The organism is Arthrobacter parietis, from assembly GCF_039530425.1.
Taxonomy (GTDB): Bacteria; Actinomycetota; Actinomycetes; order Actinomycetales; family Micrococcaceae; genus Arthrobacter_D; species Arthrobacter_D parietis.
In genome coordinates, this window is record NZ_BAAAON010000002.1 from 211,732 (window position 1) to 232,431 (window position 20,700).

Genomic DNA, 20,700 nt, shown 5'->3' on the forward strand with positions numbered 1-20,700 from the left:
GAAACAGTACACCATTTTGATTCAGTGCTCTTCCACCGTTACGATACGCTCACCGTTCCCGTCCGAACGGTCTTGTATCTGGGGGACCCATGTCCAAACGTTTTCCCGGCCGCCGGCTTTCGCCTGTGCGCCTCACCGTCCTGGCTGCCATCGTCGGCACGCTGGTAGCGTCCACTGTTGTGGGTTGGAACCGGCTCGAGGATGTGCGCGCTGCCGCCAACGGCGGGTCGTGGTTCGCCGGGTATGTGGATGCCACCGCAACGCCTTTCTATCCTTTCGAGCAGCCTGCCTCGGAGCAGGGCAAGAGCGTCGTGTTGTCGTTCATTGTTGCTGATCCTGCCGAGGACTGCCGCCCATCGTGGGGTGCTGCGTACTCGCTGGACGAGGCGCAGTCGGAGCTGGATCTCGACCGCCGAATTGCGCGGCTGATCCAGGATGGCGGCGAGGTTGCTGTGTCGTTCGGCGGGCTGATCAACAATGAGCTGGCCCGGACCTGTACGGACGTCCGCCAACTCACAAGCGCTTACCGTGCCGTCGTTGAACGGTACAACCTGACAACAATCGACCTCGACATCGAGGGTGAGGACCTGGCCGATTCCGAAGCTGCGGCACGTAGGGCAGAAGCGGTGGCCGCGTTGCAGGAGGAACGGCGTGCGGATGGCAAGCCACTCAACGTCTGGCTGACGCTGCCTGTGGCCCCGTCGGGTTTGACCCTTCAGGGCACCGACGCGGTGACAACCATGCTTGAGGGCGGCGTGGATCTCGCGGGCGTGAATATCATGACCATGGATTACGGCGGAAGCAGGGAACCTGGGGTTTCCCAGCTGGACGCTTCAGTCGCGGCTGCTCGGGCAACTCACGCCCAACTCGGAATCCTTTATGACAGGGCGGGCACCAGCCTCGGTCCGCAGACGCTGTGGAAGAAGATCGGGCTGACGCCCATGATCGGTCAAAATGATGTCCCGGCGGAGGTGTTCGACCTGGAAGCAGCTGCCGCTTTCAACGCCTTCGCCCTGGAAACAGGCGTTGGGCGGATGTCAATGTGGTCGCTCAACCGTGATGCCACCTGCAGCGACAACTATGGCAACGCGAAGATCGTGTCGGACAGCTGCAGCGGCATTGAGCAGGACGGCACGCTGTTCGCGGACGTTCTGGGCGCAGGATTCGAGGGGCGCGCGGCGACCCTGAATTCGGCACCCACCACAGACGAACCCACACCCGAGCTGGTCGTTGATGATCCGGAGACCAGCCCGTACCCGATCTGGTCAGAGGAAGCGACCTACGTGTTGGATGACCGCGTCGTGTGGCGCGGCAAAGTGTATTCAGCGAAGTACTGGACCTCGGGTGACCTGCCGGACAACCCGGTGCTGCAGGCTGCCGAGACCCCGTGGACGCTGATCGGTCCGGTACTGCCCGGAGAAAAGCCGGTCCCTGTTGTGACTGCTCCGGCAGGAACTTACCCCGGCTGGGATGCCGAGAAGACGTATGAGAAGGGCGATCGGATCCTGTTCGACGGCCATGTCTTCGAAGCGAAGTGGTGGAATCGGAGCGACAGCCCGGAGGCAGCACTACAGACCTCCGATGCGTCCCCGTGGCGTAAGTTCTCCAATGATGAGGTTCAGGACGTACTCGAGGAACTGGAGCCTTGATTGGACGTTGGCGGGGAGAAGCTTTGACTGGCCGTTGGCGGCGAGAACGTCCGGGGGCCTAGGCTTCGGCCCGTCGGTGGACCTCGTCGATCAGCTTCCCGACCTGCGCCTCGCGGTCGGGGGCACCTGATTGCCTGAACAGTTCCTGGCTCTTTTCGAGCTGGAACAGCCCTTCCAGCGCATCGCCGGACCGCGCGAGCGCCTGCCCTAACAGCAGGTACGCTTCCGCGGCCGTCTGGCTGGCAATAAGGGAAGACGCGTCGCAGATAGGCCTCAATCGTTCTACGGCAGCATCGTACTGTGCAGTAAGGAACAGCCAGTGTGCACGGGTGAGGGACAGCTCAAGCTTGTCCCGCTCGCTTCCGCCCACAATGGAGGCAGCCAGCTCAGCCCTTTCGATACACTCAAGCGTCTCAGGCTCCACAACGCCGCCGGCCAGGCGAAGCGCGGCGGAAGCGCGATTGAACCGGGCCCACAGGTCAAGGTCGTTCGAGGGTGAAAGATTACTGGCCGCGCGCCGGTGGTAATCAGTTCCTGTAGCTGCATCCCGCCGAAGATAGGCCACATTCCCGATGACCCAGTAGGCCTTGCCGGCAGTTTGTGAGTTGACGTCAGGTGTGATGAGTTCAGCCAGGCGGAGGCACTCTTCCCATGCATCATCAAGCTGGTCGCTCTCCGCGAGGGCTGCAATGAGTGCGTGCTGCGCTCGTATCCGAAGATCAGGAGATCCGGAAGCCTGCTCAGATTCAGCAACCGCGTGGCGTGCTTCGATTACTGCCGACTCCAGATTTCCCATGCCTACGAGGGTGTCGGCGAGAAATGTCGAGACCCTGGCGGCCAGGTCCGGATAGTGCTGGGTCAAGGGATGCATTCGAACCGTCTCCGCGGTCGCAGCCGCGTCCTCAAAAAAGCCTTCCTTCTTCAGGCATTCAACCTGCAGAAAGGCCATATTCCAAGATGCGTTTTCATCCCCGTTGGCATCGGCAGCACGTTGAGCCTCTCCGGCAATTTCCCGCGCTGCCCCATAGTCTCGCTGAGTCCACGCATCCCGGGCACGCAGTTCCAGGAAAACGTGCTGTCCGGGTTCCTGTGTATGCTCCATGGCCTCGCTCCAACGGTGTGCTGTGATGGGTCCCCGCGGATCATTCTGTCAGAATGACTAGCCAATATTCCCTCGGGCAAGTATCGAGTTTGCCATTTCTTCAGAGTGCAGGAAAAAACTGCGGAAAAGATGAGACAAAAGTCTCTGAATTATCGTAACTCGATCCATATACTGGGGATGCTGTGCAACGCAGAAGGCATATCGTTCTTCTGCGTCCATCAAGTGACAAGGAACAAGTATGAAGAAGGTCTCCGCAACTCTGTTGCTGACTGCGTTGCTTCTGGTTGGGGGCGGCACGGCTGCTCAAGCTGCCAAGAGTGGAAACTGGCCGGACACGGTCACAACGACGAAGAGCGGCAACTGGCCGGACAGCACATACCAGGCTGTTTAGTCGTCATTGTTCCAAAGGCCGTGGAGAGCAAGCTAATTAGCTGATCTTCACGGCCTTTTGCATGCCTACAGGAGTAACTTCAGCTTCGAATGTCGGCCACAATGTCGCGGACGTGCGCGGCCCTGTCCGGTGCACCGGCGTCGTCGAAGCACTGTTCACTGGTTTCGAAGTGAGCGAACGCCTCGAGCTCCTCCCCGCGGGCCGACAGCGCCTGGGCTAGCAGCAGGTTTGCCTCTCCCTCTGTCTGCCGGGAGAGCGCCGAGCCCTCAGTGCAGATTGGCCGCAGGCGTTCGACTGCGGCGTTGAGTTGGCCTGTGAGGAAGAGCCAGTGAGCCCTGGTGAGAGAAAGCTGGAGTTGGTCCCGCTCCGTGCCGCCAACAATTGAGCTGGCGATCTCCGCCCGCTCAATGCACTCAAGCGTCTCCGCATCGACAACTCCGGCGGTGAGGCGTAGCGCAGCCGAGGCACGGTTGAAATGAGCCCACAACTCCAGGTCGTTGTTTGGAGTGAGCTGTTCGGCTGCGAGCCCGTGGAACCGGATGCCGTCGCCCACCTGGTGGCGCATGAACGCCACATTTCCAATGACCCAATGGGCCTTACCCGCGGTCTGCGTGTGGATGGCCGGCGTAATGTGGGTTGAAAGGTCCAGGCACGTGCTCCAGGCTTCATCCAACCGGTCGCTTTCGGCAAGCGCAGCGATCAGAGCGTGATGGGCCTCAATCTGAAGCTCAGGGGAGTCGGCTACCACTGAAGCGCTTTTCACCGCCATACTGGCGTTGTTCACAGCCTGATCAAGATGTCCCAGACCCTGCTGACAGACGGCAGCCAGGGTATGGACTCGTGCGCTCAGAGCTTCCGATTCCAGGGTGAGGCTGCTTTCCTCTAAGGCCTCAGCGCATCGGAGGGATTCCTCCAGCGACCCTTCCTCCCGCAGACATTCAGCCTGAAGGAACGTCATGTTCCACCAGGCATGGTGGTCTTCCGTATGTGCACCAAGTTCTACCGCGGCAGCTGCGAGAAGCCGTGCTGTCCGGTAATCCCGCTGGCTCCAAGCTTCCCTCGCACGCAGCTCATACATCACGAGTTCGCCTGACTGCTGTGCTGCCACACTTCCCCCTCATTCAAAGGCTGCGTCGGACAGGCAGGGGACTCCCGGCGCACTCGACGTGACTGTCCTTGAGTTTATGCGCAAAGTTCCGGTTGAGACAGAGTCGGGCAAAGCTAAAGAGATCCGCTCGTTAGGGGTGTTGCATATCACAGATGCTTCGTATACTGAACTTATCTGGTGTCAGTGACGCTGTACTCCTACCGTTAAGGAATCCGTTATGAAACGACTTTCCGCAGTTCTCCTGATTACAGCAGCCCTGGCAGTGGGAGGGGGGGCCGCGGCTGTCGCCAACGACAGCGCGCCCGCACAGAGGACGGGTGTTGTCACCTATGGCACGCTCATTGACAATTGGCCTCACTGATCACCGCTGAAGTTTGACACTGGGACCGTTCAGAGGACCAATGTTCTCTGAACGGTTTCTAGCGTTTACTGACCAGGTCTGTACTAGCCTGTGTTCATGCGTATAGCCCGATTTGTGCTCAATGATGATCCAGCGTTCGGCCTTGTTGAGGGCCTCGTTGGCGAAGAAGAGGTAGCCGTCATCAGCGGCGACCCATTCTACGGAGGGGTACAGCCGACGGGCGTGCGCCACAAACTGGAGGATGTCCGGCTGCTGGCGCCGGTGATTCCGCGCAGTAAGGTCATCGGTATCGGCCGCAACTATGCTGACCATGCCGCCGAGCTGGGGAACGAGGTGCCGCCGGCGCCGCTGATGTTCCTCAAGCCCAATACATCGGTTGTGGGTCCCGGAGATCCTGTCGTGCTTCCGTCTTTCTCTGACGAGATTTCCTACGAGTCCGAACTGGCCGTCATCATCGGCCGGATCTGCAAGGACGTGCCCATAGAGCGGGTGGATGACGTCGTATTCGGGTATACCTGCGCCAATGACCTCACGGCCCGCGATATCCAGAAGACTGACAACCAGTGGGCCCGGGCGAAGGGGTTTGACACTTCCTGCCCGATCGGGCCCTGGATCGAAACGGAGCTTGATACCGAGAACCTTGCCGTCCGCGGATGGCTCGACGGAGAACTGATGCAGGACGGCACCACCAGCCAGATGATCTGGGGTGTGAAAGAGCTGGTTTCCTACGTCTCCCAGGCCTTCACTCTCCTGCCCGGCGACATCATTCTTACCGGAACCCCTGCCGGTGTGGGCCTGATCAACGAGGGGCAGAGGTATGACGTGGAGATCGAGGGGATCGGCAGGCTGTCCAACCCGGTACGCCGCTGACAGGAATGCCCCGTGGCCAACAGCCAGGACAGTAGACTGAGCCCATCATGACTACTGCTGATCTCCCCACTGTCACGCCCGAAACTCCCGTACGGGTTCGCTTCTGCCCATCGCCTACCGGAGTCCCGCATGTCGGTTTGATCCGGACCGCCCTGTTCAACTGGGCATATGCGAGACATACCGGTGGAAAGATGATCTTCCGCATCGAGGACACGGACGCCGCGCGTGACAGCGAAGAGAGCTACGAGCAGCTCCTCGATGCGCTGAAGTGGCTGGGGATCGACTGGGATGAGGGCGTGGAGGTCGGAGGACCGCACGCTCCCTACCGTCAGTCGCAGCGGAGCGGGATCTACCAGGATGTCATCTCGCGGCTCGTCGCTGCCGGGCATCTGTACAAGTCTTATTCCACACCGGACGAGGTCGAGCAGCGGCACAGGTCCGCCGGCCGGGATGTGAAGCTCGGGTACGACAATTTTGACCGCAATCTTTCAGCGGATCAGAAGGCGTCCTACGAAGCGGAAGGTCGTCCTGCCGTTCTGCGTTTACGCATGCCGGACGAGGACATCACCTTCACCGACCTTGTGCGCGGAGACATCACGTTCGCAGCCGGGAGCGTGCCGGACTTTGCAGTAGTGCGGGCAAACGGCGCACCTCTCTATACGCTGGTAAACCCGGTCGATGACGCGCTGATGGGCATTACCCATGTGCTGCGCGGTGAGGACCTCCTTTCCTCGACGCCCCGCCAGGTTGCGCTGTACCGGGCCCTCATCGATATCGGCGTGGCCCGGTATATGCCGCTCTTCGGTCACCTGCCCTATGTCATGGGCCAGGGCAACAAGAAGCTGTCCAAGCGTGACCCCGAGTCGAACCTTTTCTTGCACCGGGAGCGCGGGTTCATCCGGGAAGGACTCCTTAACTACCTCTCATTGCTCGGCTGGTCCCTTAGCGCTGACGAGGATATCTTCACCGTGGACCAACTCGTTGAGAAGTTCGACATCCATGATGTCCTCGCCAACCCGGCACGCTTTGATGTCAAAAAGGCCGAAGCCATCAACGGTTCACACGTGCGTCTGCTGGACCCTGAGGACTTCCGGATGCGGCTGGTTCCATACCTGCAGTCGGCAGGTCTGGTCGGTCAGACTCTCAGCCCCGGCGAGCTGTCCATTCTCACTGAGGCAGCGCCGCTCATCCAGGAAAGGATCACCCTTTTGGGGGAGGCACCTGAGATGCTCGGCTTCCTGTTCCATCCGGACGGCGAGGTGGAGGTCGCTGCCGATGCCAGCAAAGGCCTGCCCGCCAACTACGAAGAGGTTCTCGATGCCGCGCTCGGAGCGCTCGAACCCATCGGGGACTGGACCGCTGACTCCATCCAGGCGGCTCTGCGCGCTGCCCTCGTCGACGAGCTTGGGCTCAAACCCAGGCTCGCCTTCGGGCCGGTGCGGACTGCGGTGTCGGGACGCAAAATCTCACCGCCGTTGTTCGAATCCATGGTGATTCTCGGCAAGGAGTCGTCGCTCGCCCGAATAAGGACTCTGCGTGGTCAGTGAGCTAACCGCGCATTCCATTCAGGGGGTCCTCTTCGATATCGATGACACCCTGGTGGACCTTGAGACTGCGATGGGGCGCACCCTGCACCACATCGGGGCTGAAACCCTGGCGCATCTCACCGAGGCCGACTGGGCGGAATACAAGTCGTTGTACACCCGGGATCCGCACGGCTACTACGACCAGTTCCTGGCCGGAGAACTGAGCTTCACGGAGCAACGGATCCACCGCGCTCGGCACGCCCAGGCCGAGTTCCTCAGTGAACCGCTTGAAGGCGCTTCAGCGGCACGGTGGAACAAAGCATACGAGGCAACACTGCCGCTCCACTTCGAACCGTATGAGGACGTCGTTCCCGTCCTCGATGAGCTGGACCGGCTGGGAATCCCGTACGGTGCGGTCAGTAACAACGTGCACGATTACCAGCGTGCAAAGCTGGACAAAGCTGGCTTGCATCGGGTCGCCGCGCTCGTCGGAATCGACGCCGTCGGGGTCGCAAAGCCCAATGCAGCGATCTACCTCGAGGGTGCGCGGCTGCTCGGAACCGATCCTGCAAACACCCTTTATGTTGGGGACAACCCTGTTGTCGATGCAGAGGGAGCGGATGCGGCGGGGCTCATCGGGATCTGGCTGGACCGTCGCAGTCGGCAAGACGAGGGCTTCAGCGGCCACCGGATCACCAGCCTGACCGACGTTTTGCGCATCGTGCAGGAGATCCGGTAAAGTTGTTTCTCGGCGCGGAGGGGGTTGACCTGCTGCGAAGCAGGGTAAACATCACCCGAAAGTGCCATTGGGGTATGGTGTAATTGGCAACACACTGGTTTCTGGTACCAACATTCTAGGTTCGAGTCCTGGTACCCCAGCGCTGTAAAAGCACAAATTGAGCGAACAGAAGCCTCGGCGGAACGGTCTGCTTCAATTTGGTTTCACAGCATCGGATGTGAAAGAATCATCTAGCTCGTTTGGCGGGAGACCGGCAAACAACTCAGTACTGGCCCCATCGTATAGCGGCCTAGTACGCTGCCCTCTCACGGCGGTAACGCGGGTTCGAATCCCGCTGGGGTCACACAAGGGTCCGCCTCAACCATTCCGGTTGAGGCGGATTCTCATTTAAGCGGCCGACTCCTCAAATCCCGGACAACACGTGCAGAACTGGCATGATGGGACCATGAATGCCTCGCTGCCGGACGCTGATGTTGCGGGGCTTGCCGATCTGCTGGGCAGTGTCCGCGAAACGCTCAGCCGTCTCACCTTCCCCCTGGACACTCCCGGGGCTACTGCCGCCAAACTTCAAACGCGCACCGCGGCCGAGCAGCTCGACGACTACATCCTGCCCCGCATCAAGAGCCTGGACGCACCGCTCCTGGCGGTCGTAGGCGGCTCCACCGGAGCGGGCAAATCAACACTGGTGAACGCTCTGGTGGGACATCCGGTGACCCGCTCCGGACCGATCAGGCCCACTACCCGCCAACCGATCCTGCTGCACCACCCGGCGGAAGGGCACTGGTTCGCCGATGACCGCGTGCTGCCCTCGCTCACCAGACAGCGCGCCGTCGTCGTCACTGAGGAAGCGGAAACCGTGCCGGCGTCCCACATCCCTTCAACGCACGACGCCGGCAGCGCGGCCCAACTGCTGCTACAACCGGACACGATGATCCCCCTCGGGCTTGCCCTGCTGGATGCACCGGATATCGATTCCATCGCAGACGAAAACCGCCGCCTCGCCTCACAGCTGTTGGCGGCAGCTGATCTGTGGCTGTTCGTCACTACAGCGAACCGCTATGCCGACGCCGTCCCCTGGAAGCTGCTGAGGGAAGCGGCGCAGCGTGACATTCTGCTCGCCATTGTTCTTGACCGGGTTCCGCACGGCGTGGAGGAGGAGGTGCGCGCTGATCTGCACACTCTGCTAGCCGCCGAGCAGCTGGGGCATGCTCCTATCTTCGTGGTTCCCGAAGAACAGCTTGACCCGCTCGGCATGCTCCCGCCGGAGAGCGTGGAGCCGCTGCAGCGCTGGCTGCGTGCTATTTCGGCTGACGCGGAGGGCCGGCGGGAAATTGCCCGGCGCACTCTGGAGGGTGCGCTGAGGGCACTCGGGCACCGCGTGCAGAACGTTGCCGATGCCCTCGACGATCAGGCGGAAACCGCCGCACGGCTCGGGGAAGCGGCGCGTGAGTCATACGCCGCAGCGCTCGACGCCGTCCTTGAGTCGACCAAGGACGGCACCCTGCTTCGCGGTGAGGTGCTTGCCCGGTGGCAGGACTTCGTCGGTACCGGAGAGTTCATGCGCGGTCTGGAATCCACGGTTGGGCGCATCCGGGACCGGATCGGCGGATTCCTTACCGGCAAACCCCCGCGTGCGGTAACCGTCGAGGATGCAATTGAAAGCGGACTGCAGACCGTGATCGTCGAGGAAGCGGCGAAGGCTGCCGACCGCACCCAGCGGCAATGGCGAGCCGAACCTGCAGGGCGCGCGCTGCTGGATCCTGGAACCCCCGTCATGTCACCTGATTTCACCGACACCGTCGCCCGCGAAATCCGTGCGTGGCAGAAAGATCTGTTGGACCTGGTGCGTTCCGAGGGTGCAGACAAGCGTTTCGCCGCCAGGATGCTCTCCTTCGGGGTCAACGGTGTTGCAGTGGCGCTCATGATCGTTGTATTCGCATCCACTGCCGGCCTCACGGGAGGTGAGGTCCTCATTGCAGGCGGCTCCGCCGTCGTCGGGCAGAAGCTGCTGGAGGCCATCTTCGGCGAAGAAGCGGTACGGCGGCTTACACGGACGGCGCGCATGCAGCTGCAGCAACGATGCGAGAAGCTGCTCGCAGAAGAGCGGAAGCGCTTCACCGACACGCTGCACGTACTGGCTGGGGAACCAACTTCGCAGGACCTCCGCGCACTGGCTGTGAATCTGACGCAGCGGCGCTCAGTGGCTGAGGATCTGCGGAACGACGGCGCCCTGCCGGAGGGTGGGCAGTGAGCCGGCACCGCGGAGAGGGATCATCCTCGCGACTGCAGGTTCGCCTCGAGTCGCTCAACGCAGCCCGGGAGCTGGCTGAGGGGCGGGTTGATGAGGATCAGCTCGGCGCCGTCTACGAGGTGTTGGACCGGGCGAGCTCGCGCAGGTCTCTGTCCTCAGCACACACTGTGGTGGGTATTTTCGGACCGACAGGCAGCGGCAAGTCGTCGCTGCTGAACGCGCTCACCGGAACTGATCTGGCGCGGGTTGCCGCACGCCGCCCAACAACCGCCGAACCTCTTGCAGTGATCTGGAACGAGGATGGAAGCGAGGATCTGCTCGACTGGCTGCAGGTGCCCAACCGCCACGTCATGCCGGACGGCGCGCAACTGCTCGCCGTTTCCGGCGACCGCAGACGTGGCAGCAGCGACGGCGGCGTTGACGGCGGGTTGATCCTGCTCGACCTGCCGGACTTCGATTCGACGGAGCTAGGGCACCGCGTGATTGTGGAGCGTCTTGCAGGGCAGGTGGATGTCCTGCTGTGGATCACCGATCCGCAGAAATACGCGGACGCCGCCCTGCACCGGGAGTTTCTGGAACCGCTGGCAACCCACGAGTCCGTCATACTGGTTGCGTTGAATCAGTCTGACAGGCTCTCGGAATCCGACCTCACGCAGGTAACCGGATCGCTGAAACAGATTCTGGCCGCTGAAGGCCATGGCTCCGCCGTAGTCCACACGGTCTCCGCACTCACCGGAACAGGCTTGGGTGGCCTCGCCGAAGAGATCAGAAGCATCGTGCGCCGGAAGGAGGCCGCGACCGGTCGGTTGTCAGCGGACGTCGACGTCGCCGTTGAATCGCTGCAAAAGTTCAGCGGCCCAGAACTTCCGCCGCCGTCGAAAGCGGCGCGTGCTGCGCTCTCGGACCGCCTCGCGGGGGCCACAGGTGCTGATGCGGTGATCGACGCCGTCGTCCGTTCCTACCGCCGGGACGCCCACGCTGTCACGGGGTGGCCGGTAACGCGCTGGCTCGGCAGACTCCGCTCGGATCCGCTGCGGCGCCTCAACCTCCGGCGTGGGGACGTGCAGGACTTCGTCGGCCGGACGTCCCTCCCGGAACCCGGCCCGGCGCAGCGGGCGTCCGTTGACCGGGCGTTGAGAACGTTCGGCGACGAGCTCTCAGCCGGTGCGGTGGAACCGTGGCGGACAGCCATTCGCGACGCAGCGAAGAGCCCTGAACCGGAGCTTCTGGAGCATCTGGATGAGGCTGTTGCCCGCACTGATTTCGCCTCCGGTTCACGGGCCTGGTGGTGGCCGGTGGCCGGGGTGCTGCAATGGCTCTTCCTGGCCGCGATGGTGGTGGGAATCGGTTGGCTGGCGCTGCTGGCAGCGCTGGCATTCCTGCAGTTTCCTGTTCCGGAATCACCGACCGTAGAGGGGATTCCCGTTCCGACGCTGCTGGCCGTAGGGGGAGTGGCAGCAGGCATAGCGATCGGCATTCTGTGTGCCGGGCTGGCTCGCCTCGGAGCCCGGAGGCGGGGAAAGCGCGTACGACGGCGGCTGGTCGCCTCGATCAGCGAGACCACAGAGACGGTGGCGGTTGGGCCGGCGGCGGCGGAGATCGAACGCTACAACGGCTTCGTCCGCGCTGTGGCTGCAGCGGGTTCACGCCGGTAAGTCAGCCCTGCAGGGCGGCGAGCACCTTCTGTAGCGTGCGCAGGTTTCGCGTGGTCGTTGCCCTTTTGAAGGCAGCCCGGTTGGTGAAGGCGTTGAGCGGACTGTCCAGGGTTCCGCCCTTCGGCGTCTGCCAGGCAGCGGCGATGGTCCCGAGGGGCTGGACCGGTTCATTGATCGAGAAACCGAACTCGACCATCCCGGTCAGCACGGCGGGGTCGGAGAAGAGCGTGAGGTAGGTGTGCGTGTCTGGATCGTCCGCAGGAAAGGGACAGTCCTCAACAATGCTTCCCACGGTGGCGGCGTCCAGCACAACCACCCAGGCTTCATACCCGAAGCGCTGCCGCAGCAATTGTTCGCTTTGGAATTTCAGCTCATCCGCTGTGAGGTCGCTGCTGCAGACGATGTTGCCGGACGCCAGCAAGGTTCTCACACCGGAGACAGGGAGCACCTCAAAGGTTGCCCGAAGGTCTGCTGACTTGATGGTGACGCCGCCTACGTTGACGCCGCGCAGAAAGACCGCATATCTGGTCATAAGGTCAGCCTAGCGCTCCAGGTTCCAGGAAATTTCGGGCAGCTGCGGCGACGTGGTCAGCATCCGAAGTCGCCATAGATCCGCAAAAGTTCCGTTATTCCGCGGACTTGCCGATTGCGTTGGTCAGCTGGAGTGCGGCGGTCACAACAACCTCGGCATGGATCCTGCCGGGCTGGCGAGTGAGGCGTTCAATGGGTCCGGAGATCGACACGGCGGCGATGACGCGCCCGGAAGGGCCGCGCACCGGGGCCGAAACCGAGGCGACCCCGGCCTCACGTTCACCGAGGCTCTGAGCCCAGCCCCGCCGTCGTACTCCTGCCAGCACGGTGGGCGTGAACCGTGCGTTCTGGAGGCCCTGGAGAAGGCGGTCGTGATCTTCCCAGGCGAGGAGGCACTGGGCGGCTGATCCGGCTCTCATCGATAATTGGGTACCTACCGGAATGGTGTCGCGCAGGCCGATCGGGCGTTCGGCAGAGGCGACGCAGACCCGTGCGTCTCCCTGGCGCCGGAAGAGCTGGGCGCTCTCGCCGGTTGCATCGCGCAACTGGAGGAGGACGGGACCGGCGGAGGCAATCAGCCGATCCTCTCCTGCGGCGGAGGCTAGCTCCACAAGGCGGCTACCCAGCACAAACCTGCCCTGGATATCCCTGCTGACCAGTCGGTGGTGAACCAGCGCGAGGGCGAGCCGGTGAACTGTCGGACGTGCCAGGCCGGTGGACGTAACCAGTTGGGCGAGCGTAGTTGGGCCGGCTTCCAACGCGTCCAGAACAAGAGCCGCTTTATCAATGACGCCGACACCACTAGAATTGTCCATAGACTGATATTGCCGTCTCATTATCTGAGACGCAAGTGTTCGGAGTGGCGCGCATGGACACGCTCCTGCTTCAGTTATTGAAAGATCTGATCAAGGCACGCGGAGGAACCGGCCATGGGCAAGACGCTCGCAGAAAAAGTCTGGGAATCGCATATTGTGCGCAAGGGTGAGGTTGTCAATGGACAGGCCGAGCCGGACCTGCTGTACATTGACCTGCACCTCGTCCATGAGGTCACCTCCCCGCAGGCGTTCGAGGGCCTCCGCTTGGCCGGCCGGAAGCTGCGCCGGCCGGATCTGACAATTGCCACCGAGGACCACAACACTCCGACGATCGACATTGACAAGCCGATCGCGGACGTGACGAGCCGCACGCAAATAGAGACCCTGCGCGCCAACTGCAAGGAGTTCGGTGTCCGGCTGCACTCGCTGGGGGACGCGCAGCAGGGCATCGTTCACATCATCGGTCCGCAGCTCGGCCTCACCCAGCCCGGACTCACCGTGGTGTGTGGAGACTCGCATACCTCCACGCACGGCGCCTTCGGAGCGCTGGCCATGGGCATTGGAACCTCCGAGGTCGAGCACGTCATGGCCACCCAGTCCCTTTCCCTGAACCCGTTCAAGACCATGGCGATCAACGTCGAGGGGACGCTCAAGCCGGGCGTTACGTCCAAGGACATCATCCTGGCTGTCATCGCCAAGATCGGAACCGGCGGCGGGCAGGGTTATGTCCTGGAGTACCGGGGCTCCGCTATCCGTGCCCTGTCCATGGACGCCCGCATGACCATCTGCAACATGTCGATCGAGGCCGGAGCCCGGGCCGGCATGGTTGCACCGGATGACACCACCTTCAAGTACCTCAAGGGTCGTCCCCACGCACCGCAGGGTGAGGACTGGGACGCCGCCGTCGAGAACTGGCGCACGCTTCGAACCGACGATGACGCGGTGTTCGACGCGGAGGTCTTCCTGGACGCGGATGAGCTCGAACCATTCGTCACGTGGGGAACCAACCCCGGTCAGGGCGTCTCGCTCAGCCAGGCAGTCCCGTCTCCGGATGACTTCGCCGACGAAAATGAGAAGGCGGCCTGCAGCCGGGCGCTGGAGTACATGGCCCTTGAAGCCGGTACGCCAATGAAGGACATCCGGGTGGACACCGTCTTCCTGGGTTCGTGCACCAACAGCCGCGTTGAGGACCTGCGGCTGGCAGCGGACATCATTCGTGGACGGCAGAAAGATCCGGACATCCGCATGATGGTGGTGCCCGGTTCCGCCCGCGTGCGCCTTGAGGCTGAGGCAGAGGGACTGGATAAGGTTTTCAAGGAATTCGGTGCGGAATGGCGCTTCGCCGGGTGCTCGATGTGTCTGGGCATGAACCCGGACCAGCTGGCGCCGGGGGAGAGGTGCGCGTCGACATCGAACCGCAACTTCGAAGGCCGTCAGGGCAAGGGCGGGCGGACGCACCTGGTTTCTCCCGTCGTCGCGGCAGCCACTGCCGTGCGCGGAACGCTGAGTTCGCCTTCCGATCTGGACCCCGTACCGCCCGCCGCGGCGGTGCAGGCCGGAAACAGCTCCACCATCCACGCTGCCTGAGACCGGGGCAAGAGGAGAAGACCATGGAAAAGATCACTACACACACCGGGATCGGCGTTCCCCTGCGGCAGAGCAACGTGGACACTGACCAAATCATCCCGGCCGTCTACCTGAAACGGATCACCCGAACCGGGTTCGAAGACGCGCTGTTCGCCGCATGGCGGAAGGACGAGAACTTTATCCTCAACCGGGAGCCGTTCAACCACGGTTCGGTGCTGGTTGCAGGACCTGACTTCGGTACCGGGTCCTCCCGGGAGCACGCCGTCTGGGCGTTGAAGGATTTCGGTTTCAGGGCTGTGCTCGCGTCGCGGTTCGCCGATATCTTCCGCGGTAACTCCGGCAAGCAGGGGCTCGTAGCCGCTCAGGTGGCCCAGGACGACATCGAGCTGATCTGGAAAGAGCTCGAGAACCATCCGGGCACCGAGATTACAGTCGACCTTGAGTCACGTCTGGTTACCTGCGGGGCGATCATCGCCGGGTTCCAGATCGATGACTACACACGCTGGCGTCTCCTGGAAGGGCTCGATGACATTGGACTGACGCTGCGCCATGAAGAGGCCATCACCGCTTATGAAGCCGTGCGCCCGAGCTTCAAGCCCACAACCCTGCCTGCCCGAACCTGACCTGGTTCACCGGTGCAAGGAAAATCACGTCCCGCACCGGAATTTCGGACTGAGCCGGGCTGTTTGCACTCCGTGAAGGGACCAACACGGTCCCGCTGACAAGCCGTCGGTATTTCAGTCTGGTAACAGTAGCTCCTATGCTTAGCAGGAGTCTTATCTGCTGTTGGGGCTTACACGTTGAAGGAAATAGGTGTTCATGGGTAGCGTTCTGACAATCCGTGGTGGTGTCCCTCTCGCAGGCAAGGTCACCGTCCGCGGTGCCAAGAATCTGGTACCGAAAGCGATGGTCGCTGCGCTTCTGGGGAACTCTCCGTCGGTTCTCAGGAACGTCCCTGAGATCAAGGACGTCGAGGTCGTCACCAGCCTTTTGAAGCTGCATGGCGTCGAGGTGAGCAAGGATCCGGTCACCGGAGACCTCACTATGGATCCCGCCAACGCCAAAATGGCAGCGTCGAAGGACATCGACGCGCACGCCGGCGATTCCCGCATTCCCATTCTCTTTTGTGGTCCGCTCATGCACAGCATCGGTGAGGCATTCATCCCGGACCTCGGTGGATGCAAAATTGGTGACCGGCCCATTGACTACCACCTTCAGGTGTTGCGGAATTTCGGTGCCGTGGTCGACAAGCGTCCCGGCGGGATCTCGATCTCCGCGCCCAAGGGTCTCCACGGAGCAAAGCTCGAGCTGCCGTACCCGAGTGTCGGTGCCACCGAGCAGGTGCTGCTGACCGCCACCCGCGCAGAGGGCATCACCGAGCTCAAGGGCGCAGCTGTTGAGCCGGAGATCATGGATCTCATCGCCGTGCTGCAGAAGATGGGCGCCATCATCACCGTGCAGACGGACCGGACAATCCGGATCGAGGGCGTGGCCGAGTTGGGTGGCTTCAACCACAAGGCCATCTCCGATCGCAATGAGACGGCGTCGTGGGCTTCTGCTGCTCTGGTAACGCGCGGCGACATCTATGTTGAAGGTGCACGCCAGCTGGACCTCACCGCCTTCCTGAACACATACCGCAAAATCGGCGGTGCCTTCGATGTGAATGACGACGGCATCCGTTTCTACCACCCGGGCGGCAAGCTCTCGCCTCTGGTTCTGGAGACGGACGTCCACCCCGGTTTCATGACTGACTGGCAGCAACCGCTGGTGGTTGCGCTTACGCAGGCGGAGGGCGTCTCGATCGTGCACGAGACCGTGTATGAGAACCGCTTCGGCTTCACTGACGCCCTCGTGCGCATGGGCGCCAACATTCAGGTGCACCGCGAATGCCTCGGCAGCGTCCCCTGCCGATTCGGCCAGCGGAACTTCCTGCATTCAGCCGTCATCTCCGGGCCTGTGCAACTGCACGGAACCGATATCGACGTGCCGGATCTTCGCGGCGGATTCAGCCACCTCATCGCCGCATTGGCGGCGAACGGAACTTCCCGCGTCACCGGTATCGAGCTCATCAACCGCGGTTACGAGCGGTTCCAGGACAAGCTTGAAGGACTCGGCGCTGATTTTGACGTCGCCGAAACGGCAGACGCGGGAATCGGCCGCTGAACGCGGCCGCACACAGCATGACCGAACCCGCTTCGTCCCGCGCAACCTTCGCGATTCTAGCCACCATTCTCCGGCCCCTCATGAATGCAATGATGGCCAAGGAATGGAAAGGCGCCGAGAACCTCCCACGCGACACCGGCTTCATCGTGTGCCCCAACCACGTCACGGAGATCGACCCAATTGTGATCGGGCATTTCCTCTACAACAACAAGGTGCTGCCGCACTTCCTCGCGAAAGCATCGCTGTTCAAGGTTCCGGTATTCGGCGCCGCGTTGCGTGCCACACTGCAGGTGCCGGTGGAACGGACGACGGCGGGAGCCAACCACTCGCTCGATGTCGCCAGAGAGGCGATCGACGGCGGCGGAGGAATCATCATCTACCCCGAAGGGACGCTGACGAGGGATCCTGACATGTGGCCCATGAAGGGCCGGACCGGTGCTGCGCGCCTGGCCCTTCAGACGGGTGCGCCGGTTGTTCCCATTGCACACTGGGGCGCGCAGGAGGTTTTTCCGCGCTACGCGAAGCGCCTCTACCTGTTTCCGCGCAAGAAGTCCCGCGTCCTCGTGGGGAAGCCTGTGGACCTCTCTGAGTTCCACGGCGGCCCCATTACCCGTACCACGCTGGATGCGGCAACTACCCGCATCATGGATGCGCTGACCGAGCTCGTTGCCGAGCTGCGCGGCGAAACACCGCCGGCCCAGCGGTGGGACCCTGCGTCAAAGAACCAGAAGCAGACGGGTCGAAACTTCCGGTCGCCTGCGGGTGAGGCTCAGTGACCCGTCGGCCTCCCGCCGTCGTTGCCGTTCTGGGCTCCGGTAGCTGGGGGACCACGTTCGCGAAGGTGCTGGCTGACGCCGGTGAGAGTGCTGACACACAGGTGCGCCTGTGGGCGCGTCGCGGGGAGATCGCCGATGAAATCAACACCCACCACACAAACAGCCGCTACCTTGCCGAGACGGTATTACCTGACAACATCAGCTGCTCCACTGATACTGCTGCCGTCCTTGACGGCGTGGAGCTCGTGGTCATTGCGGTGCCGGCTCAGTCCCTTCGCTCGCAGCTTTCAGCCTGGAAGCCGTTGATCTCACCGGATGCAGTGGTCGTTTCGCTGATGAAGGGCCTGGAAGTCGGCACCGACGCGCGCATGAGCCAGGTTCTTGCCGAAGAACTCGGCCTTCCCGAGGACCGCATCGCCGTTGTCTCCGGTCCCAATCTGGCCATGGAGATCGCCCGCTGTGAGCCGACCGCCTCTGTGGTGGCCTGCCCGGATGCCGAAGTGGCCACGTGGATTGCCGCAGCCTGCACGGCAACATATTTCCGGCCGTATACCAACACCGATGTGGTCGGGGTGGAAATCGGCGGCATCGTGAAGAACGTCATCGCACTGGCGGTCGGCATTTGCGAGGGCAAGCAGATGGGGGATAACACCAAGGCCTCGGTCATCACGCGTGGTCTCACCGAGACAACGCGGCTCGCCGTTGCGCTGGGTGGGGAACCGGAGACAATGTCCGGGCTTGCCGGTATGGGAGACCTCATCGCCACGTGTTCATCCGCGCTCTCACGTAACCACACGGCTGGCAGGCTGCTGGGCCAGGGGCTCAGCCTTGATGAAGTAACAGCGCACATGAACCAGACGGCCGAGGGCATCAAATCCGCACAGGCGGTGCTTGATCTCGCGCACCAACTCAAGGTCTATATGCCCATTACGGATAGTGTTGTTGCGGTACTTCAGGGCAACCTGTCCGTACATGATCTCGGCCCGCGACTGCTGGCCCGCGAACTGAAATCCGAAGGCTGATTGTGACCCTATCTGCGAAGCCCCGCGTCCTTGTGCTCTTCGGCGGGCGCTCGAGTGAACATGCAGTGAGCTGCGTGACTGCCGCAGGCGTGCTGGAAGCGATTGACCGCAGCAAGTATGAGGTCGTTCCGGTGGGTATTGCGAAGAACGGTCAGTGGTCATTGGTGTCCCTGGATCCGTCCCAGTGGTCGCTGCGCTCGACAGTGCTTCCGGAGGTTCCGGTGTCGCCGGAGTCCGTGGTGCTGGCAACAGCTTCCGACGGCGGTGCAGCACAGGAACTCGTGGCAACCGCAACGGAACGGATGCCACGCAGCCTTGGCGCAGTGGATGTCGTGCTGCCGCTGCTGCACGGCCCCTTCGGCGAGGACGGCACCCTCCAGGGAATGCTCGAGATGGCCGACATCCGTTACGTCGGCGCAGGCGTTCTGGCGTCCGCCGTGGGGATGGACAAGCATTATATGAAGGTCGTATTTGCCTCCGCGGGACTTAGCGTCGGTCCGTACGAGGTGCTCACCGACCGGGAATGGTCACGCAACCGTTCAGGATGCCTTGAACGTGCCGGGAAGCTCGAATTCCCGGTCTTCGTCAAGCCGGCCCGCGCGGGTTCGTCGATGGGCATCTCGCGGGCGGCCTCTCCGGCGGAACTTGAGGCAGCCGTGGAAACCGCGCGCCAGTTCGACCCGAAGGTGATCGTCGAGGCCGGGATCACTGGCCGGGAGATCGAGGTCGCGGTCCTGCAGGGTCGGGGCCTGGATGAGCCGCGCACCAGCCTGCCTGGGGAGGTTGCAGTCCAGCCCGGGGAGCACGAGTGGTATGACTTCGAGGCAAAATACGTTGACGGTGCCGCAGCGGAGCTGAGCTGCCCGGCTGACCTCCCGCCGGATGTCACGGATCGTGTTCGGGCGCTGGCTGCCCATGCATTCGACGCACTTGGCACCGAGGGGCTTGCCCGGGTTGACTTCTTCTACACTCCTGCCGGCGAGCTCATCATCAACGAGATCAACACGATGCCCGGCTTCACCCCGATCAGCATGTACCCGCAAATGTGGGCAAAGTCGGGGCTGACCTACACTGAACTGATCGACGAACTCATCGAGCTGGCGCTCGAACGCAAGACGGGCCTGCGCTAGGCGCAGCCGGGACCAGTTCATGGACGAGCCAAGGCGGCCTACCCTCCGTGATATCGCCCTCGCGGCGGGTCTTTCCAAAGCAGCCACGTCCTACGCGCTGCGGGGGATTCGTGGCTCTGAGAAAACCATCGCCCGGGTACAGGGCATCGCCCGGGACATGGGTTGGACTGCGGATCCGGTAGCCCGCGCCCTCGCGGGAGGCCGCAGCGGAAACGTGGCAATCATCGGATCGCTGGGAGACCTCTGGCGTCAGGGCCTGGCGGTGATGCTGTCTGAGGCGCTGCACGAGCAAGGCATGTTTTCGGCAATCTCCGACGTCGATACATCCCCTGAACGCGAGCGGAACGCGCTGCGCGCCCTCACGCTTCGCCGGGTGGATGCAGCAATAGTGCTACCGGTCGATCCATCCGCGCTCTACTGGGCTGAGGTTCCCGAGCGAATTCAACTGGTATCGATCGGGGACGCGCTCCTGCACCGGCCGGTTGCACACACCGTACTGTTCGACAATGAGTACGGGATCAGCACCGCACTCGGACACCTCGCCGAACTGGGGCATCAGTCCATCGGGCTTCTTGCGCCGTCGTTGCCGTCGACGCCCGGCCGCCCGGCGCAGCTGCTGGTGCAGCAACTGGGCCAGGAGAGGGGAATGAGCGTTGCCGTTGCGTCGTCGGCGTCCTCAGTTGCCGGTGCAGCGGAAGCGGCAACGGCCCTCCTTGCCCGTAAAGCGCGTCCGACGGCGTTGCTGTGCCTGAGTGATTCGCTCGCCTTCGGCGCGTACCGGGCCGCCAGGTCCCTTAATCTGGACATCCCCCGAGACGTCTCGATTCTGGGCTTCGACGACAGCGAGTTGGCTCCCCTCATCAGCCCCGCCCTCACCACCTTTGGCTGGGACGAAGCCGCGATTGTGGCCGCCGGAATTGAGTCAGTGGTGAACGACGATGCTCCGGCCTCTGTCTCGTTCCGCCCCGAGTTCCTCGTGCGAAGCTCAACCGGGCGCTGCACTTCTGCGCCTTAGCCGGCAGAT

18 protein-coding genes and 2 tRNA genes are annotated in these 20,700 nt (G+C 62.6%); 16 read left to right on the forward strand and 4 right to left on the reverse strand.

The annotated features are described in order from the left end of the window. Window positions 1–89: 89 nt before the first annotated feature. Window positions 90–1,649, forward strand: coding sequence for a chitinase (locus ABFX19_RS09130; RefSeq protein ID WP_346028150.1), 1,560 nt, complete (start codon window positions 90–92; stop codon window positions 1,647–1,649). Window positions 1,650–1,707: 58 nt separating this feature from the next. Here the strand turns inward: ABFX19_RS09130 and ABFX19_RS09135 are convergent, their stop codons facing one another. Then, the gene (locus ABFX19_RS09135; RefSeq protein ID WP_346028151.1) at window positions 1,708–2,751 is read right to left on the reverse strand and encodes a hypothetical protein; all 1,044 of its coding nucleotides are present in this window, start codon (window positions 2,749–2,751) and stop codon (window positions 1,708–1,710) included. A 238-nt stretch (window positions 2,752–2,989) separates the two neighbouring features. Between ABFX19_RS09135 and ABFX19_RS09140 the strand changes: the two genes are divergently transcribed. Next, the gene (locus ABFX19_RS09140) at window positions 2,990–3,142 is read left to right on the forward strand and encodes a hypothetical protein (RefSeq protein ID WP_277358470.1); all 153 of its coding nucleotides are present in this window, start codon (window positions 2,990–2,992) and stop codon (window positions 3,140–3,142) included. A gap of 79 nt (window positions 3,143–3,221) precedes the next feature. Here ABFX19_RS09140 and ABFX19_RS09145 read toward each other — a convergent pair whose 3' ends face one another. Then, window positions 3,222–4,250 carry a hypothetical protein gene (locus tag ABFX19_RS09145; protein ID WP_346028152.1) on the reverse strand — a complete coding sequence of 343 codons (1,029 nt, stop codon included), beginning with the start codon at window positions 4,248–4,250 and terminating at the stop codon, window positions 3,222–3,224. A gap of 457 nt (window positions 4,251–4,707) precedes the next feature. Here ABFX19_RS09145 and ABFX19_RS09150 point away from each other — a divergent pair, with 457 nt between their 5' ends. The 7 genes from ABFX19_RS09150 (at window position 4,708) to ABFX19_RS09180 (ending at window position 11,652) form a co-directional block, all read left to right on the forward strand. After that, window positions 4,708–5,481 (forward strand): fumarylacetoacetate hydrolase family protein, encoded by a 774-nt coding sequence (locus tag ABFX19_RS09150; protein WP_277358472.1) that lies wholly within the window; start codon window positions 4,708–4,710, stop codon window positions 5,479–5,481. A 47-nt stretch (window positions 5,482–5,528) separates the two neighbouring features. Next, on the forward strand, window positions 5,529–7,028 hold the full coding sequence (gene gltX / locus ABFX19_RS09155) for a glutamate--tRNA ligase (RefSeq protein WP_346028153.1): 1,500 nt from the start codon (window positions 5,529–5,531) through the stop codon (window positions 7,026–7,028). Next, window positions 7,018–7,746 carry an HAD family hydrolase gene (locus tag ABFX19_RS09160; RefSeq protein WP_346028154.1) on the forward strand — a complete coding sequence of 243 codons (729 nt, stop codon included), beginning with the start codon at window positions 7,018–7,020 and terminating at the stop codon, window positions 7,744–7,746. The genes gltX and ABFX19_RS09160 overlap by 11 nt, the downstream gene beginning before the upstream one ends. A 68-nt stretch (window positions 7,747–7,814) precedes the next feature. Beyond that, a tRNA-Gln gene (locus ABFX19_RS09165) sits at window positions 7,815–7,886 on the forward strand. Window positions 7,887–8,016: 130 nt separating this feature from the next. Then, window positions 8,017–8,089: transfer RNA gene (locus ABFX19_RS09170), tRNA-Glu, on the forward strand. Window positions 8,090–8,191: 102 nt separating this feature from the next. Then, entirely contained in the window at window positions 8,192–9,997 is a 1,806-nt protein-coding gene (locus tag ABFX19_RS09175; protein ID WP_346028155.1) for a dynamin family protein, read from the forward strand. Then, a complete protein-coding gene (locus ABFX19_RS09180) occupies window positions 9,994–11,652 on the forward strand; it encodes a GTPase family protein (RefSeq protein WP_346028156.1) in 1,659 nt (552 codons plus the stop codon). Before ABFX19_RS09175 ends, ABFX19_RS09180 begins: the two co-directional genes overlap by 4 nt. Before the next feature lies 1 nt (window position 11,653). On the opposite strand, the gene ABFX19_RS09185 is transcribed toward ABFX19_RS09180, so the two are convergent. Together ABFX19_RS09185 and ABFX19_RS09190 are read right to left on the reverse strand one after the other, a co-directional pair. Beyond that, entirely contained in the window at window positions 11,654–12,184 is a 531-nt protein-coding gene (locus ABFX19_RS09185; protein WP_346028157.1) for a DUF1697 domain-containing protein, read from the reverse strand. Between the two features lie 94 nt (window positions 12,185–12,278). Further along, window positions 12,279–12,998: an IclR family transcriptional regulator gene (locus ABFX19_RS09190; RefSeq protein WP_056548220.1), complete on the reverse strand. Its 720-nt coding sequence runs from the start codon at window positions 12,996–12,998 to the stop codon at window positions 12,279–12,281. A 114-nt stretch (window positions 12,999–13,112) separates the two neighbouring features. Here ABFX19_RS09190 and leuC point away from each other — a divergent pair, with 114 nt between their 5' ends. The 7 genes from leuC (at window position 13,113) to ABFX19_RS09225 (ending at window position 20,691) form a co-directional block, all read left to right on the forward strand. Beyond that, window positions 13,113–14,585, forward strand: coding sequence for a 3-isopropylmalate dehydratase large subunit (gene leuC, locus ABFX19_RS09195; protein ID WP_346028158.1), 1,473 nt, complete (start codon window positions 13,113–13,115; stop codon window positions 14,583–14,585). 23 nt (window positions 14,586–14,608) lie between these two features. Then, entirely contained in the window at window positions 14,609–15,208 is a 600-nt protein-coding gene (gene leuD / locus ABFX19_RS09200) for a 3-isopropylmalate dehydratase small subunit (protein ID WP_277358479.1), read from the forward strand. 196 nt (window positions 15,209–15,404) lie between these two features. Then, window positions 15,405–16,748, forward strand: coding sequence for a UDP-N-acetylglucosamine 1-carboxyvinyltransferase (gene murA / locus ABFX19_RS09205; protein ID WP_056548381.1), 1,344 nt, complete (start codon window positions 15,405–15,407; stop codon window positions 16,746–16,748). A gap of 17 nt (window positions 16,749–16,765) precedes the next feature. Next, on the forward strand, window positions 16,766–17,524 hold the full coding sequence (locus ABFX19_RS09210; RefSeq protein ID WP_277358480.1) for a lysophospholipid acyltransferase family protein: 759 nt from the start codon (window positions 16,766–16,768) through the stop codon (window positions 17,522–17,524). Beyond that, window positions 17,521–18,546, forward strand: coding sequence for an NAD(P)H-dependent glycerol-3-phosphate dehydrogenase (locus tag ABFX19_RS09215; protein ID WP_277358481.1), 1,026 nt, complete (start codon window positions 17,521–17,523; stop codon window positions 18,544–18,546). The genes ABFX19_RS09210 and ABFX19_RS09215 overlap by 4 nt, the downstream gene beginning before the upstream one ends. Beyond that, a complete protein-coding gene (locus ABFX19_RS09220) occupies window positions 18,543–19,676 on the forward strand; it encodes a D-alanine--D-alanine ligase family protein (RefSeq protein ID WP_404800718.1) in 1,134 nt (377 codons plus the stop codon). The genes ABFX19_RS09215 and ABFX19_RS09220 overlap by 4 nt, the downstream gene beginning before the upstream one ends. A 19-nt stretch (window positions 19,677–19,695) precedes the next feature. Continuing rightward, on the forward strand, window positions 19,696–20,691 hold the full coding sequence (locus ABFX19_RS09225; RefSeq protein WP_277358483.1) for a LacI family DNA-binding transcriptional regulator: 996 nt from the start codon (window positions 19,696–19,698) through the stop codon (window positions 20,689–20,691). The last annotated feature ends 9 nt before the right edge of the window (window positions 20,692–20,700 follow it).